General features: G+C 62.5%; 15 protein-coding genes. 14 read left to right on the forward strand and 1 reads right to left on the reverse strand.

What is annotated here, in order from left to right:
• Window positions 1–71: 71 nt before the first annotated feature.
• The gene (rpsB, locus tag DWU99_RS06035; protein ID WP_115477054.1) at window positions 72–965 is read left to right on the forward strand and encodes a 30S ribosomal protein S2; all 894 of its coding nucleotides are present in this window, start codon (window positions 72–74) and stop codon (window positions 963–965) included.
• Window positions 966–1,027: 62 nt separating this feature from the next.
• On the forward strand, window positions 1,028–1,909 hold the full coding sequence (tsf, locus tag DWU99_RS06040; protein WP_115477055.1) for a translation elongation factor Ts: 882 nt from the start codon (window positions 1,028–1,030) through the stop codon (window positions 1,907–1,909).
• 73 nt (window positions 1,910–1,982) lie between these two features.
• Here the strand turns inward: tsf and DWU99_RS06045 are convergent, their stop codons facing one another.
• A complete protein-coding gene (locus tag DWU99_RS06045; RefSeq protein WP_115477056.1) occupies window positions 1,983–2,405 on the reverse strand; it encodes a VOC family protein in 423 nt (140 codons plus the stop codon).
• A 384-nt stretch (window positions 2,406–2,789) separates the two neighbouring features.
• Between DWU99_RS06045 and pyrH the strand changes: the two genes are divergently transcribed.
• From pyrH to rnhB, 12 genes are all read left to right on the forward strand, one after another.
• On the forward strand, window positions 2,790–3,512 hold the full coding sequence (gene pyrH, locus DWU99_RS06050; RefSeq protein WP_115477057.1) for a UMP kinase: 723 nt from the start codon (window positions 2,790–2,792) through the stop codon (window positions 3,510–3,512).
• Between the two features lie 170 nt (window positions 3,513–3,682).
• Window positions 3,683–4,240 carry a ribosome recycling factor gene (gene frr / locus DWU99_RS06055; RefSeq protein WP_115477058.1) on the forward strand — a complete coding sequence of 186 codons (558 nt, stop codon included), beginning with the start codon at window positions 3,683–3,685 and terminating at the stop codon, window positions 4,238–4,240.
• Between the two features lie 268 nt (window positions 4,241–4,508).
• The gene (gene uppS / locus DWU99_RS06065; RefSeq protein WP_115477060.1) at window positions 4,509–5,246 is read left to right on the forward strand and encodes a polyprenyl diphosphate synthase; all 738 of its coding nucleotides are present in this window, start codon (window positions 4,509–4,511) and stop codon (window positions 5,244–5,246) included.
• A 16-nt stretch (window positions 5,247–5,262) separates the two neighbouring features.
• Window positions 5,263–6,084, forward strand: a complete 822-nt coding sequence (locus tag DWU99_RS06070; protein ID WP_115477061.1) for a phosphatidate cytidylyltransferase — start codon at window positions 5,263–5,265, stop codon at window positions 6,082–6,084.
• Window positions 6,085–6,094: 10 nt separating this feature from the next.
• Window positions 6,095–7,270 carry a 1-deoxy-D-xylulose-5-phosphate reductoisomerase gene (locus DWU99_RS06075; RefSeq protein ID WP_115477062.1) on the forward strand — a complete coding sequence of 392 codons (1,176 nt, stop codon included), beginning with the start codon at window positions 6,095–6,097 and terminating at the stop codon, window positions 7,268–7,270.
• A 36-nt stretch (window positions 7,271–7,306) separates the two neighbouring features.
• A complete protein-coding gene (gene rseP, locus DWU99_RS06080; RefSeq protein WP_115477063.1) occupies window positions 7,307–8,656 on the forward strand; it encodes an RIP metalloprotease RseP in 1,350 nt (449 codons plus the stop codon).
• 224 nt (window positions 8,657–8,880) lie between these two features.
• Window positions 8,881–11,313: an outer membrane protein assembly factor BamA gene (gene bamA, locus DWU99_RS06085; RefSeq protein WP_115477064.1), complete on the forward strand. Its 2,433-nt coding sequence runs from the start codon at window positions 8,881–8,883 to the stop codon at window positions 11,311–11,313.
• Between the two features lie 144 nt (window positions 11,314–11,457).
• Window positions 11,458–12,486, forward strand: a complete 1,029-nt coding sequence (lpxD, locus tag DWU99_RS06090) for a UDP-3-O-(3-hydroxymyristoyl)glucosamine N-acyltransferase (protein WP_115477065.1) — start codon at window positions 11,458–11,460, stop codon at window positions 12,484–12,486.
• Complete coding sequence (gene fabZ, locus DWU99_RS06095) at window positions 12,479–12,952, forward strand: 3-hydroxyacyl-ACP dehydratase FabZ (RefSeq protein WP_115477066.1); 474 nt, start codon at window positions 12,479–12,481, stop codon at window positions 12,950–12,952. Before lpxD ends, fabZ begins: the two co-directional genes overlap by 8 nt.
• Window positions 12,949–13,722, forward strand: coding sequence for an acyl-ACP--UDP-N-acetylglucosamine O-acyltransferase (lpxA, locus tag DWU99_RS06100; RefSeq protein WP_115477067.1), 774 nt, complete (start codon window positions 12,949–12,951; stop codon window positions 13,720–13,722). The genes fabZ and lpxA overlap by 4 nt, the downstream gene beginning before the upstream one ends.
• Window positions 13,723–13,781: 59 nt before the next feature.
• Window positions 13,782–15,020 (forward strand): lipid-A-disaccharide synthase, encoded by a 1,239-nt coding sequence (gene lpxB / locus DWU99_RS06105; RefSeq protein ID WP_115477068.1) that lies wholly within the window; start codon window positions 13,782–13,784, stop codon window positions 15,018–15,020.
• Between the two features lie 66 nt (window positions 15,021–15,086).
• On the forward strand, window positions 15,087–15,683 hold the full coding sequence (rnhB, locus tag DWU99_RS06110; protein WP_199535721.1) for a ribonuclease HII: 597 nt from the start codon (window positions 15,087–15,089) through the stop codon (window positions 15,681–15,683).
• Window positions 15,684–15,699 lie beyond the last annotated feature (16 nt).

The following is a 15,699-nucleotide window of genomic DNA, read 5'->3' on the forward strand; positions in this document are numbered from 1 at the left end:
TCGAAGCCGGGGATACGTGGAGGTCCCAACCCCCGGGCCACTAAAAAAAGGCCCACTGCAGGAGTATCACCATGGCTCAAGTCACCATGCGCCAGATGCTGGAAGCTGGCGTGCATTTCGGTCACCAGACCCGCTACTGGAACCCGAAGATGGCCCCGTACATCTTTGGCGCCCGCGGCAAGATCCACATCATCAACCTCGAAAAGACGCTGCCGCTGTTCACCGACGCGATGAACTTCCTGTCGGCGATCGCCCAGAAGCGCGGCACCGTGCTGTTCGTCGGCACCAAGCGTTCCGCTCGCGAAGCGCTGGCCGAAGAAGCCGCACGCGCCGGCATGCCCTTCGTCACCGCCCGCTGGCTCGGCGGCATGCTCACCAACTTCCGCACGGTGAAGCAATCCGTTGCTCGCCTGAAGGAGCTGGAAGCCGCTGAAACCGATGGCAGCTTCGAAAAGCTGGTCAAGCACGAAGTGCTGGCCCGTCGTCGCGAACGCGAGAAGCTGGAAAATTCGCTGGGCGGCATCAAGAACATGAACCGCCTGCCCGACGCGCTGTTCGTGGTCGACATCGGCCATGAAAACATCGCCGTGCAGGAAGCCAAGAAGCTCGGCATCCCCGTGATCGCCGTGGTCGACACCAACTACAACCCGGAACTGGTCGATTACGCCATCCCGGGCAACGACGACGCCATCCGCGCGATCCAGCTGTACGCCCGCGCCGCCGCCGACTCGATCCTCGAAGGCAAGGCCGCCGCTCCGGCTGCCGCCCAGGGTGACGCCAACGAATTCGTCGAACTCGACGAAGCAGGCAACCCGGTCGCCAAGGACGAAGAGCGCCGCGCTGCGCCGCCCCGCCGCAATGCGCCCGCCAAGAAGGGTGCTCCGCGCGGTGGCGACCGTGACGATCGCCGTGGCGGTCGCGGTGGTCGCGGCGGCCGTACGCACGAGACCCCCGACGCCGAGTAAGCCTTACCCGCTGCCGTGGCGGCCCACCGCCACGGCAAACCAAGATTTCCGAGGAACTCTCAATGGCTGAAATTTCCGCCCAATTGGTCAAGGAACTCCGCGAGCGCTCCGGCGCTGGCATGATGGAGTGCAAGAAGGCGCTGGTCGAAAACCATGGCGACATCGAAATCGCCATGGAATGGCTGCGCAAGTCGGGCCTGGCCAAGGCCGACAAGAAGGCCGGCCGCGTGGCCGCCGAAGGCCGCATTGTCGCCGCCCAGGCCGCCGGCAATGCCGTGCTGGTCGAAGTGAACAGCGAAACCGACTTCGTCGCCAAGGACGCCAGCTTCGTGAAGTTCAGCGACACCGTCGCCGACGTCGCGCTGAAGTCCGGCGCCAAGGACGTCGACGCACTGAAGGCCGCCGCCTACCCGGGCGCCGGTTCGGTGGAAGAGGCCGCCAAGGCACTGGTCGCCACCATCGGCGAAAACATCCAGGTGCGCCGCATGGCACGCGTGTCGAACGACGGCGTGATCAGCAGCTACGTCCACGGCAACCGTATCGGCGTGCTGGTCGCGCTGAAGGGCGGCTCCGAGGATCTCGCCAAGGGCATCGCCATGCACGTGGCTGCCATGAACCCGGCCTACGTGCGCGCCGAAGACGTACCGGCCGACTTCCTGGCGAAGGAAAAGGAAATCGCGCTGAGCCAGATGTCGGACAAGGAAAAGGCCAAGCCGGCCGAAATCCTTGAGAAGATCATCGGCGGCAAGGTCAACAAGATCGTGTCCGAAGTCACCCTGCTCGGCCAGCCCTACGTGATGGATACCAACACCTCCGTGGGCGACGTGCTGAAGAAGGAAGGCGCCGACGTGATCTCCGTGGTCCGCCTGGCCGTCGGCGAAGGCATCGAGAAGGTGCAGGACGACTTCGCCGCAGAAGTGATGAAGCAGGCGGGCCTGGCGTAATTCGCCAGTCATCCGTTTGTGAAAAAAGGCCACGGGAAACCGTGGCCTTTTTGTTTGCGCGGCGTGCGCGATCTCAGACCGATCGCAACTGCACGGTTTCAGCTTTTTTGGTGGGCTGCAGCAAATCCCAGCGATTGCCGTAGAGATCCTCGAAGACGGCTACCGTGCCATACGGTTCCTGACGCGGCTGCTCCAGAAAACGCACGCCGCGTGCGCGCATCACGTTGTAACGCGCGTAAAAGTCATCTACATGCAGAAACAGGAAAACGCGCCCACCCGCCTGCTCGCCCACACACACGTCCTGCTCCGACGTGCTGGCCAGGGCGAGCAGCAATCGCGTCTCGCGCGCTCCTGGCGGGGACACCAGCACCCAACGCTTGCCGCCGCCCAGCGGCGTATCTTCCACCAGCTGGAAATCCAGGCATCCCGTATAGAACGCGATCGCCTCGTCGTAGTCGCGCACCAGCAGCGAAACAGCGGCGATAGCATGCTGCATGACAAAAAACTCCTTCGAGCCTGCTTATGATCTTTACGTGGCCCGCGCCGGGATCTGTTTGCGCGCAGGGCAAGGAAGAACGAGTGAAGTGTATGTCGATACATGAGCGAGTGATGACGCGGCCATGCGGGCAAACAGACCCGGCCCGAAGGGTTGTGTCTGAGTGGCCGTTAGGCAGTAGCGCGCGGCTTGACCAGACAGCCAGTCTGGCGCTGCGCCGCGCACTACTGCCTAACGGCCACTCAGACACAACGCGGGCTACGTAAAGATCATAAGCAGGCTCTCGAGTGACCACGGGGTGAAGCATAGACCGTTGGCGCGCTGACGTTCGCGTCGGCGTCCGCTACAATGCACGCGTTTTGCGCCAAACAATCCGGAGCCTCCATGAGCGACCAGCTAAAGTACCGACGCATCTTGCTCAAGCTCTCCGGTGAAGCCTTGATGGGCGAAGCCGATTACGGCATCGATCCCAAGGTGATCGGCCGGCTGGCGAACGAGATCATCGAGATACAGCAGGCTGGCGTGCAGATCGGCGTGGTGATCGGCGGCGGCAACATCTTCCGCGGCGCCGGTCTGGCCGCTGCTGGCATGGACCGCGTCACCGGCGACCACATGGGCATGCTGGCCACGGTGATGAACGCGCTGGCGATGCAGGATGCCATCGAAAAACGCGGTGGTTTTGCCCGCGTGATGAGCGCCATCCAGATTCACGATGTGGCCGAGGACTTCATCCGTCGCCGCGCCATCCGCCATATCGAAAAAGGTCGCATTGCGCTGTTTGCCGCAGGCACCGGCAATCCGTTCTTTACCACCGATTCTGCCGCGGCACTGCGTGCGGTCGAAGTGGGCGCGGACCTGCTGCTCAAAGCCACCAAGGTCGACGGCGTGTACAGCGCCGATCCGGCCAAGCACAGCGATGCCAAACGCTTCGAGCGGCTGGATTACGACCAGGTCATCGAGCGCAAGCTCGCTGTCATGGACACCGCCGCTATCGCACTGTGCCGCGACCACGGCATGCCGCTGCGTATTTATGACATGACGGTACCCGGCAACCTGATGCGCATCATGCGCGGCGAGCAGGTCGGTACGCTGGTCGACGCCGACTGACCTCAATCCAGGTTCTTCCCTGGCGCCATGACGAGGCGCCACCCACACCAGGGTGTGGCGCGAGGGGTGGATGGCAAGCAGGAGGCGGTTTCCCTGCGACTTTTCCAGCCCCAATGCGCGTCTTACGCCCTGCTATACTTATCGGCTTGCACGCCACTGGGTGATTTCTCATGCTCAACGACATCAAACACGATGCCCAGACCCGCATGGGCAAGAGCATCGATGCTCTCAAGCACGACCTGTCCCGCCTGCGCACGGGCCGCGCGAGCACGACGCTGGTGGACCACATCAAGGTGTCCTATTACGGCTCGGATACCCCGCTCAATCAGGTAGCCTCGGTTTCGCTGGCCGATGGCCGCTCGATCGTGATCACTCCGTTTGAAAAGAACATGGTCGCGCCGATCGAGAAGGCGTTGCTCGCCTCCGACATCGGCATCACGCCGACCACGGCCGGCACGGTGATCCGCCTGAACATGCCGCCGCTGACCGAAGAACGTCGCCGCGAACTGGCCAAGCACGTATCGCACGAAGGTGAGAACGCCAAGATTGCGATTCGCAACGTGCGCCGGGACGCTTTGCAGCACGTCAAGGATCTGCTCAAGGAAAAGCAGATCACCGAAGACGAAGAGCGCAAGGCCGACGACGAAATCCAGAAACTCACCGACCGCTTCGTGAAGGAAGTGGATACCGTCGCGAAAGCCAAGGAAGAGGAACTGATGGCCATGTAATGGTCATCGGGAGCCGCGCCGCAGAAACTTGCACGGCGCGGACGATTCCCGTTCTCCTCGGGGGAGAGGAAAAGGGTGAGGGGCCAATCTTGCACGATCGCAACATTCGCACAGGCCATGGCCAACCGGGCGCCATGGGATCTCGTCTCGCCGCAATCCCCTCCCCGAAGAGGCGCGAAAGCGCACGGAAGTGGCTATTTCATGACAATCACTTCTTCTGCATCCCTACCCACGAGGAAGACGTCGCCATTACGGCTACCCTCCATCGATGACCACCACTGAGCACAAACACGTACCACGCCATATCGGCATCGTGATGGACGGCAACGGCCGCTGGGCCAAGGCACGCCATCGCCCGCGCAGCTTCGGCCACAACGCCGGGCGCAAGGCTGTGCGCGAAGTCGTGGAAGGGTGTTTGCGTCAGGGTGTGGAGTCGCTCACCCTGTTTGCGTTCTCCAGTGAAAACTGGCTTCGGCCGGAAGACGAAGTCAGTGCATTGATGGATTTGTTCGTGCGTGCGCTGGACAAGGAAGTCGATGAGTTGCACAGCAACGGCGTACGCCTGCGCTTCATCGGCGAACTCGATGCCTTCGAGGAGCCGCTGCAAAAACGCATGCTTGTCGCCATGAAGCGCACCGCAAGCAACGACAAGCTGCACATGAATATCGCGGTCAACTACGGTGGCCGCTGGGACATCGTCCAGGCCGCGCGCAAGGCCGCCATTGCCGTAGCACGCGGGGACTTGCCGGTGGAGGCAATCGACGAGGCCGCCTTCAATCGCTGGACCTGCCTGTCCGAGCTACCGCCACTGGACTTGTTTATCCGCACCGGCGGCGACCGCCGGGTCAGCAACTTCCTTTTGTGGCAGCTGGCCTATGCGGAACTCTATTTCACCGATACGCTGTGGCCGGATTTCAACCAGGTCTCGCTGCAGCATGCCATTGATGACTTTGCCCGTCGTGAACGCCGCTTCGGCCGCACTGGCGATCAGGTCGCCCAGGCCTGACCGCTAAGGAACATTCATGCTGCGCCAGCGAGTCATCACCGCCCTGCTCCTCGCTCCCTTCGCCATACTGCTCATTCTGCTGGTGCCGACGAGCGTCTTCGCATGGCTGCTTGCGGCCGCGTTCCTGGCAGCAACTTGGGAATGGTCGAGGCTAGCCGGCCTGAACAGCCATGCAACCCGCGGCGTGCTGCTTGCGGGCGCAGCGGTTCTGTTTGTCGTGCTTTGGTGGCTGCGGGCTTCGACCTGGGTGTGGCATACGCTGATCGTTGCCGGCGTTGCATGGTGGCTGCTGGTGTGCGTGTGGCTTCGTCATTTCGCATTCGCCGCAGCGCCGACATCCGAGAACCGCAATCTGAAACTGCTGGCCGGCGCGTTCGTGGTATTTCCCGCATGGGTTGCCGGATTGAGCATCCATGGCAGCGAGCCGCATGGTCATGTCTGGGCATTTCTTGCGATATTGCTGGTATGGGCCGCCGATACCGGCGCCTATTTCGCGGGTCGCTTTTTCGGCAAGCGCAAGCTTGCTCCGCAGATCAGCCCGGGCAAGACGTGGGCCGGCGTGTACGGTGCATTCGCTACCAGCGCGGTGGTTGTCATGGTCGGCGGCTGGCTGCTCGGCGTACGCGATGTACGCCTGCTTGGATTGGCGGTTCTTTCCGTGCTGACGGTCGCCAGTTCGATCATCGGCGATCTGCTGGAAAGTCTGATGAAGCGCCACGCGAACGTGAAAGATTCCGGCGCGCTGTTCCCTGGACACGGCGGCTTGCTGGATCGACTCGACAGCGTGTTCGCGGCGATGCCGGTATTCGCACTCGGCAAGTGGCTGCTGGGGCTCTGATCAGGTCGATATGGTCCGAAGCGTCGCCGTTATCGGTGCTACGGGCTCAGTCGGGGCAACCGCGCTCCAGGTCATCGGGGATCATCCGGACCGTTTGCGCGCCGGCGTGCTCGCGGCACATCGCAGTGTCGAAGCGCTAGCCGCGCTTTGTGCGCGCCACCAGCCCGATGTCGCCATCATCGGTGACCAGACGCTGGAAGCCTCGTTGGCACGCCGACTGGCCGCTGCCGGCGTGCGTTGCGACATTGCAAGCGGCGCTGACGCGATCACCCAAGCGACCATGTCGGACGGTTGCAATACCTTAATCGCCGCCATCGCCGGGGGCGCAGGCATAGCCTCCACGCTCGGGGCCGCGCGGGTCGGCAAACGGTTGCTGCTCGCGAATACGGAATCCACGGTCATCGCCGGCCCTCTGCTGGCACAGGCGCTCGGGCAGGGAGGCGGCCAGCTGATCCCCCTGAATCGCCGGCAAAACGCCATCTTCCAGTGCCTGTCCGATGACAGCCTGAACCTGAACGCGGATCGCCTAAGGCTTAGTCTGGTCGGCTCCGGAGGCGTCTTCCGCGGCCGCCACCGCTCCGATCTCATGACCGTCGGTCCGGAAGACCTCCGCATGTCGGTGGGAAATGCGAGGAAGCCGCAGGTCTTGGTCAATGCCGCCAGCTTGATGGATCTGGGACTGGACCTTATCGAGGCGCACCATCTGTTCCGGGTGCCGCCGGATCAGCTGGAAATCCTGCTGCAACCGGAGGATCGGGTGCAGGCCGTCGTTGCGGGCGTCAGTGGCTCGGCACCCGTCCAACTCCGTGCCCTCGACGCTCATGCGGCCATTTCCTCGGCCTTGTTGTGGCCGGAGCGAGCCGACAAGGCCGGATGGCTCCCGGAGCTCTCCAGTCCCGCGGCATTGGCCTTCGAAAAGCCGGATATGGGTACGTTCCGCTGCCTGGCGCTCGCGCTCCAGGCGCTCCAGGCGGGCGGCGACGCAACGACGATCCTGAATGCCGCCAACGACGTGGCCGTCGCGGCCTTCCTGGCCGGCGCCCTGCCGTTCCTGTCCATCGCCGACCTGATCGAGCAGGTTCTGACGGAACTGCCGCCGCAACCTGTGGTCGATATTCAGACCCTCAGCGAACGCGACCGGACAGCCCGTGAGGCCGCCCGGCGGGTACTTCGCAACGCTTGCTGATAAGCTTTGAGTTCCCTAGAGACGTACCTAGATTTGATGAATCCCTTTTTCGGCTCGGTGTTCTGGTTGGCGGTCACGCTCGGCGTGCTGGTGACCTTTCACGAATTCGGACACTACTGGGTCGCACGACGCTGCGGCGTGAAGGTGTTGCGCTTTTCGATCGGCTTCGGTCGCGCGATATGGAAGCGCGTCGGCCGCGACGGCACCGAATATCAGATCGCATCGATTCCGCTGGGCGGCTACGTCAAGATGCTCGACGTGCGCGAAGGCGACGTCGACCCCGCGCTGCTCGGCGAGGAATTCACGCATCAATCGATCTGGAAACGCATCGCCATCGTGGCCGCGGGGCCGGGCTTCAACATCATCTTCACCATCGCGGCATTCTGGTTGATGTTCGTGATGGGGCGCACCGACTACGCGCCTGTCGTCACCGCCGCGCCGCAGAGCATCGCCGCGCAAGCCGGCATACGAGCAGGCGATCGATTGCTCAGCGTCGGCGGTACGCCCGTCGCAACCTGGACCGACTCGTTCGAAGTCATCGCCAACGCCATGCTCGGCCGCACTCCGCTTGCCGTTACGGTACGCGGTGCGGACGGTGCGGACCGCTCGCTCGTGCTGCCGCTCAACAAGCTGCCAGCGGGAGAGGATGTCGGCCACTACATGGACAAGCTCGGCTTGTTGCCCGCGCCTGCCCTCCCGATTGCCGCCACGGTGCAACCGGGTCAGCCGGCATCGCTCGCCGGCATGCAAGGCGGGGATCGGATCGTCAGCATCAACGGTAACACCGTCACGACTTTCGACGATCTGGGCAAGCAGATCGCGACCGCCGCCGCACATTCACCCGCGTTATCGGTGGACGTGCGGCGCAATGGCAAGCCCATGCATTTCATCGTTACGGCGCGCATGGAATCGCTGAACGGGGAAGCCCCGCGCTGGGCCATAGGCATCGCCGCGCCGGCAGCGGAGACCGCCATCCAGCGCTACAGTCCGTTCAAGGCATTGATCGCGTCACTTGAGCTGACCTGGCAGCGCACCACCGAAACCTTCACGATGGTCGGCAAGATGCTTACCGGCGAGGCTTCCACCGGCAATCTCACCGGCGTGATAGGCATCGCCCAGGTCGCCAATGCCGCAGCCCAGATGGGCCTGGACCGGTTCCTGGATTTCCTCGGCCTGGTCTCCCTCAGCCTGGCCATCATCAACCTGCTCCCCATTCCGATCTTGGACGGCGGGCACCTGCTGTATTACCTTATCGAGCTGGTCAAAGGCAGCCCAGTCAGTGAGCGGACCATGATCGCGGGCCAGTACGTGGGCATCGCCTTGCTGGTCACGCTGATGGGGTTGGCTTTCTACAACGATATCCATCGCATCATCCTGCCCTCGTGAGACGGATGCGCGCCGCCGACAACATCATGTTGCCTGCTGGCCGCGGTTTCCTCATTGCGTGGCAACCCACCCGCAACGCGGCACCCGGTGTCCTGTCACCGGATCTGCCCAGTGCGAGTGCGCATTAAAACTTAAGGGGTCGGGGGACGTTCCGGCTTCAGAAAAAAAATACAGCGAGGCGGTCGGATAGGCCGTCCCGTCCGAATAACACAACGGAATCGACGATGAAGCGTATCGCCGCCCTGATCCTGCTTGCCTCCCTTTCAACGGGTGCATTCGCACTCGAACCATTCGTCGTTTCCGATATCCGTATCGAAGGACTCAACCGCATTTCTGCCGGCACGGTGTTCAACTACCTGCCGATCAACAAGGGCGACCGTCTCACCAACGAGGAAGCCCAGCAAGCCATCCGCGCCCTGTACGGCACCAAGTTCTTCAGCGATGTCGAGCTCGAACGCGACGGCAACATCCTTGTGATCAAGGTGGTGGAGCGTCCGTCGATCGCCAAGCTGACGATTCGCGGCAACAACGACATCAAGACCGACGACCTCAAGAAAGGCCTGAAGGACATCGGCCTGACCGAGGGCGAAACGTTCGACCGCCTCGCGCTGGACCGCGTGCAGCAGGAACTGATCCGCCAGTACTACAACCGCGGCAAGTACAACGTGTCGGTCAGCCCGCACGTCACGCAGCTCGATCGCAACCGCGTCGCGATCGACATCGAAATCCGCGAAGGCAAGGTCGCCAAGCTCAAGGAAGTGAACATCGTCGGCAACACGGCGTTCACCACCAAGGACATCGAGAAGGGCTTCGAATCCGGCACCACCAACTGGCTGTCGTGGTATTCGAAGAACGACCAGTATTCGCAAGACAAGCTGTCGGGCGACTTGAAGAAGCTGCAGTCGTATTACATGGATCGCGGCTATGCCGACTTCAACCTGGACTCCTCGCAGGTGACCATCTCGCCTGACAAGCGCGCGATGTACATCGCCGCCGACGTTATTCAGGGCGACATCTACCACATCTCCGACACGCACCTGCTGGGTCAGCTGATCCTGCCGGAAGACACACTGCGCAAGCTGGTGTTCGTGCACAACGGCGATCTCTTCAACCGTCGTGCCATCGAGGCGACATCGGATTCGATCAAAGCACTGCTGGCCAACATCGGCTACGCCTTCGCCAAGGTGAATTCGGTTCCCAAGCTCGACAAGGTCAATCACACCGCGGACATCACCTGGTACATCCAGCCGGGTCCGCGCGTGTACGTGCGCCGCGTCATCTTCCAGGGCAATACCCGCACCGAAGACGACGTGCTGCGTCGTGAAATGCGTCAGCTCGAAGGTTCCTGGTATTCGCAGGCGGCCATCGATCGTTCGAAGATCCGCATGCAGCAGCTCGGCTACTTCAAGACCGTCACCATCGACAAGCAGACAGTGCCAGGCAGCGACGACGAGGTCGACCTGACAGTGAAGGTGGAAGAACAGTCCGCCGGCAGCCTCACCTTCGGCGTGGGCTATTCGCAGTACTCGGGCATCATCCTGTCGAGCTCGGTGTCGCAGAGGAACTTCCTCGGCACCGGCGATCAATTCAGTGTAAGCGCCGAACGCAGCGACTACCTGACGCAGATCAGTGCCGGCTACTCCAACCCGTACCTGACCGACAACGGCATCGGCATCGGCTACAACGCGTCGTTCTCGCGCGCGGACTACACCGACCTGGGCAGCCAGTACGCCAGCTACTCGAACAGCACCAAGTCGTTCTCGACCACGCTGGGCTTCCCGATCACCGACTTCGACCGCTTGAGCGGCAGCCTCGGTATTGGCAGCACCAAGATCAACACCTATGTGGGCTATACCCCGCAGGTTCTTGTCGACTACATCAATGCGCTGGGCCACAACACCATCCATACCTGGACGGGCTCGCTCAGCTGGGTGCACGACACGCGCAACTCCTACTGGGCACCGACGCATGGTGGCCAGCTTACGGCGTCCGTAAACGTCGCGCTGCCTGGCTCCACCGTGCAGTACTGGACCTTCAACGGTGAAGCCAACCATTACTGGCCGATCGGCAAGGGCTTCGTGCTTTACCTGGATGGCAAGCTCGGTTACGGCAGCACCTACGGTAACCAGAAGTACGAGAACACGACAGCGGATACCGCCCTTGGCCCGGGTATCGGCTATAAGGCCGGGCAAACCGTTGCGTTCCCGTTCTGGATGAACTTCTACGCCGGCGGCGTGACCGACGTCCGCGGCTTCCAGGACAACACGCTGGGTCCGCGCGCCTGTGCGGGCACCTCGGCGAACGGCGGCCCGATCGCTGCCGCACCGAACGGTTTCTGCTCGGGCAGCACCTACTCCTATGCACAGCCGATCGGTGGTGCGTTCAAGGTATTGGGCACGGCTGAGTTGTACTTGCCGTTGCCATTCCTAAAGGACATCAACACGGCACGCGTTGCGTGGTTCGTTGACGTCGGCCAGGCCTATAACTCGATCAGCAACTTCCGCACCAGCACGCTCGACGCCTCCACGGGTGTCTCGCTGCACTGGCAAGCGCCGATCGGTCCGCTGATCATCAGCCTCGGCTTCCCGTTCCGCACGCAGCCGGGTGACAGTCAGTACGAGGAGCGCATCCAGTTCACCTTCGGCAGCCAGTTCTAATTGGATCGACATTCGTTCGGTCTACAAGGAACTGCCCAAAGAAAGCGCGGCCATGCCGCGCTTTCTTTTAGATTAGATCCGCAAAATCATGCGCGCCTCAGGGTGTTGACCCCCTACAATGCGCCACATGCCGGGGAGGCTTGCATGAGCACCGTCCAATACAGCATCGCCGAACTTGCCAAGCGGTTCGCCCTTGAGTTCCAGGGCGATGGCGATCGCATCATCGACGGCGTCGGTACGTTGTCGGGCGCGGGCCCGAGCCAGCTGAGCTTTCTCGCCAACAGCAAATATGCCGCGCAGCTGTCGGCGACACGCGCAGGCGTCGTCGTGCTCGGCAAAGACGCATTGCCCAACTGCCCTACCTCGGCGCTGATCGCCCGCGATCCTTATGTGGCGTACGCGCAAATCGCGGCATTGTTCGAACGTTTGCCGGCCGCCGCGCCGGGTGTGCATCCCTCCGCCGTCATCGCGGCGGGTGCGCGCGTAAGCGCCACCGCAAGCATCGGCCCTTGCTGCGTTGTTGAAGACGGCGCCGTCATTGAAGACGGTGCCGTGCTGGGGCCGCATTGCATCATCGGCCCCGAATGCACGGTTGGAGCGCAGTCGCGACTCGTGGCCCGCGTCACGCTGGTCACTCGCGTCACGCTCGGAAAACGCGTACTGGCGCATCCCGGTGCGGTCATCGGCTCTGATGGATTCGGTCTGGCCTTCGACCGCGATCACTGGGTCAAGCTGCCGCAGCTGGGCGGAGTGCGCATCGGCGACGATTGTGAAATCGGCGCCAATACCACCATCGACCGGGGCGCGCTGGACGACACCGTGCTGGAAGAAGACGTGCGCCTGGACAACCAGATCCAGATCGCCCATAACGTCCACGTCGGCGCGCACACCGCCATGGCGGGCTGCGCGGCCGTCGCCGGCAGTGCAAAAATCGGCCGCTACTGCATGATCGGCGGCAACGCCGGCGTGCTGGGGCATCTGGAAGTGGCCGACCGGGTTACCATTACGGCCAAGAGCCTGGTGACACATTCCATTCGGGAGGCCGGCGAGTATTCCTCCGGCGTGCCGCTACAGGAAAACCGTCAGTGGCGCCGCAATGCAGCGCGCTTCAAGCACCTGGATGAGTACGCGCGCCGACTGTCGGCGCTGGAAAAGGATAAAAACGATGACTGACAACACCGCTTCGATCACGCTGCCGGTGAACGTGGAGCAGATTCAACAACTGCTGCCGCACCGCTACCCCTTTCTGCTGGTCGATCGCGTGATCGAGATCGTGCCGGATCAGAGCGTGGTGACGCTCAAGAACGTCACCATCAACGAACCGTTTTTCAACGGGCATTTCCCCGGCCATCCCGTCATGCCGGGCGTGCTGATCGTGGAAGCCATGGCCCAATCCGCCGGCTTGCTGACGCAAATCAGCGAACGCATCAAGGGCAATGCCGCAAGCGCACTCTTCTATCTGGCGAAAGTGGACAACGCGCGCTTCAGCGCGCCGGTGGTGCCGGGCGATCAGCTGCGCATGGAAGTCAAACTCAAGCGCCTCCTGCGCAGCATGGGTCTGTTCGAAGCCCGCACCCTGGTCGATGGCAAGGAAGTGGCGAGCTGCGAGCTGATGTGCGCAGCGAGGGCGGAAAAATGATCCATCCGACCGCGCAGATCGATCCTACCGCTGTCATTGGTTCGAACGTTCGCATCGGTGCTTACACGGTGGTCGGTGCCGAGGTGCATATCGGCGATGGCACGACCATTGGTCCTCATGTGGTGATCGAGGGCCCCACGCGCATTGGAAAGGACAACCGCATCGCCCAGTTCGCGTCGCTCGGCGGCGATCCGCAGGACATGAAATTCAACGGCGAGCGCACCGAGCTGGTGATCGGCGATCGCAACCTCATCCGCGAATTCGTCACCATCAATCGCGGCACGGGAGACGGTGGCGGCGTCACGCGCATCGGCAACGACAACTGGCTGCTGGCCTATGTGCATGTCGCGCACGACTGCCAGATCGGCAATCACACCATCTTCTCCAACTATTCGGCGCTGGCCGGTCACGTGGAAGTGGGCGATTGGACGGTGTTCTCCGGCTATTCCGGCGCGCACCAGTTCTGCAAGATCGGCGAGCATGCCTTCATCGCCATGGGCTGCCTGCTTGGCGCCGACGTGCCGCCGTTCCTGATGATGGCCAACGACCAGGGCGGACGCCCACGCGGCTTGAACACCACAGGCCTCAAACGTCGCGGATTTGAATCCGATCGCATCACCGCCATCAAGCGCGCCTACCGCACGCTTTACACCTCGGGCCTGTCGCTGACCGAGGCACGCGAGCAGTTGGTCGAGCAAGCGAAAGAAAGCGAGGACGTACGCGCCATGCTCGAATTCATCGATCGAAGCGAGCGTGGCCTGGCACGTTGACAACGTGGCCGCGCCGACCAGCGCGACCATGCGCTCCACACGACGTGGGAGGTTTCGATATGCAGGCCCCTGATGTCGTCGAAAGTGACACTCCCGATGGCCAGCCGTTGATCGTGTTGCTGGCCGGCGAGGATTCCGGCGACCAACTGGGCGGCGATCTGATCGCCGCCCTGCGCCGGCACTATCCACATGCACGCTTTGCAGGCATCGGCGGCAAGCGCATGCAGGAGCAAGGCTTCGATTCGTGGTACGACATCCACGAACTCTCGCTGTTCGGTTTCGCCGAAGTCGTCAGCCATCTGCCGCGCCTGCTCACATTGCGCAAAGCGCTGGTAGCGCGCCTTATCGCCGCAAAGCCGGTGGTCGTTGTCGGCATCGATGCGCCCGACTTCAATCTCGGCGTCGAGCGCCGTCTCAAGGCAGCGGGCATTCGCACCGTGCATTACGTCAGTCCATCGATCTGGGCGTGGCGTGAAAATCGCGCGGAAAAAATCGGGCAGAGCGCCAATCGTGTGTTGTGCCTGTTTCCGATGGAGCCGCCGATCTATGCCAAACATGGCATCGATGCACGCTTTGTCGGTCACCCGCTGGCGGATCGCTTTCCGCTTGTCTCCGATCGCATTCCCGCAAGGCGCGCTTTGCAGCTGCCGCTGGATGTGCCCGTCCTCGCGGTGCTGCCGGGCAGCCGGCATTCGGAGCTGGAACGATTGGGTGCACCCTTCCTCGATGCAGCCAGGCGCGTCGCCGCCGCGCTGCCTGGTTTGCGCATCGTCATTCCCGCGGCCAATGCGCGTTCGCTCGCGACGCTCAAGACCATGCTCGCACGCGGCCCGCACGACGAAATGATGCCGATCCTGCTCGATGGCCACGCGCATGAAGCCATGCTCGCTGCCGATGTCGTGCTGCTCGCGTCGGGGACCGCCACGTTGGAAGCCATGCTTGCAAAGCGTCCCATGGTTGTCGGTTATCGCGTGTCGCCGGTGAGCTATCGCATCGCGCGCATGCTCAACATGCTCAAGACAGACGTCTATGCATTGCCCAACATCCTGGCTCGCGCCTGCGGCATGGGCCCCAAGGCGATGCTGGTTCCCGAACTGATGCAAGAAAATTGCACCGCTGCAAAACTCGCGGACGCCACGCTGGCCCTGTTCCGCGACAGCGATCGGCGTGGTGCGATCGTCAACGCATTCGAGCAGCTGCACGAAATTCTGCGCGGCGAACTCCATGGCCGCGCCGGCGATCATGCCGCGGCAGCCATTGTCGAGTTGTTGAATGCATCTGCGGCAACGGCCCGATAAGGCAGGCGTTACATGAAGCCGAACGCCAGCCCAGCTCCTTCATCGCAGCACCATCGTCCGAACGACATGAACGAACAAACAGGGCCGTTGATTGCGGGCGTCGACGAGGCAGGACGAGGCCCGCTGGCCGGCCCCGTCGTCGTTGCGGCGGTGATACTCGATCCGCAACGCCCGATTGATGGCCTGAATGATTCCAAGAAACTCAGCGAGGCGAAGCGCGAGTCGCTTTTTCCGCTGATCCTGGAGCGCGCCAGAGCGCATTGCATCGTGGTGATCGAACCGGAAGACATCGATCGCCTGAACATCTTCCAGGCCACCATGACCGGCATGAGCCGCGCCGTGAAGGGATTGTCACTGACCGCCACCGAGGCATGGATCGACGGCAACCGCCTGCCCAAGGATCTTCCCTGTCCCGGTCGCGCCATCGTCGGCGGCGATGCGCTGGAACCGGCCATCAGCGCAGCGTCGATCCTTGCCAAGGTCAGTCGCGATCGATTGATGGTCGCGATGGAAACGCAGCATCCCGGTTACGGATTCGCCGTGCACAAAGGTTATCCCACGCCCGCGCATCTTGCCGCGTTGGAACGGCTGGGACCCTGTCACCAGCACCGTCGCAGTTTCGCGCCCGTCAAGCGTTTGCTGGATCAGGCGAAACTTTTCTGACCGCAAAACGCGTTCG

Origin of the sequence: Dyella psychrodurans (genome assembly GCF_003363265.1) — a bacterium.
Lineage (GTDB): Bacteria > Pseudomonadota > Gammaproteobacteria > Xanthomonadales > Rhodanobacteraceae > Dyella_B > Dyella_B psychrodurans.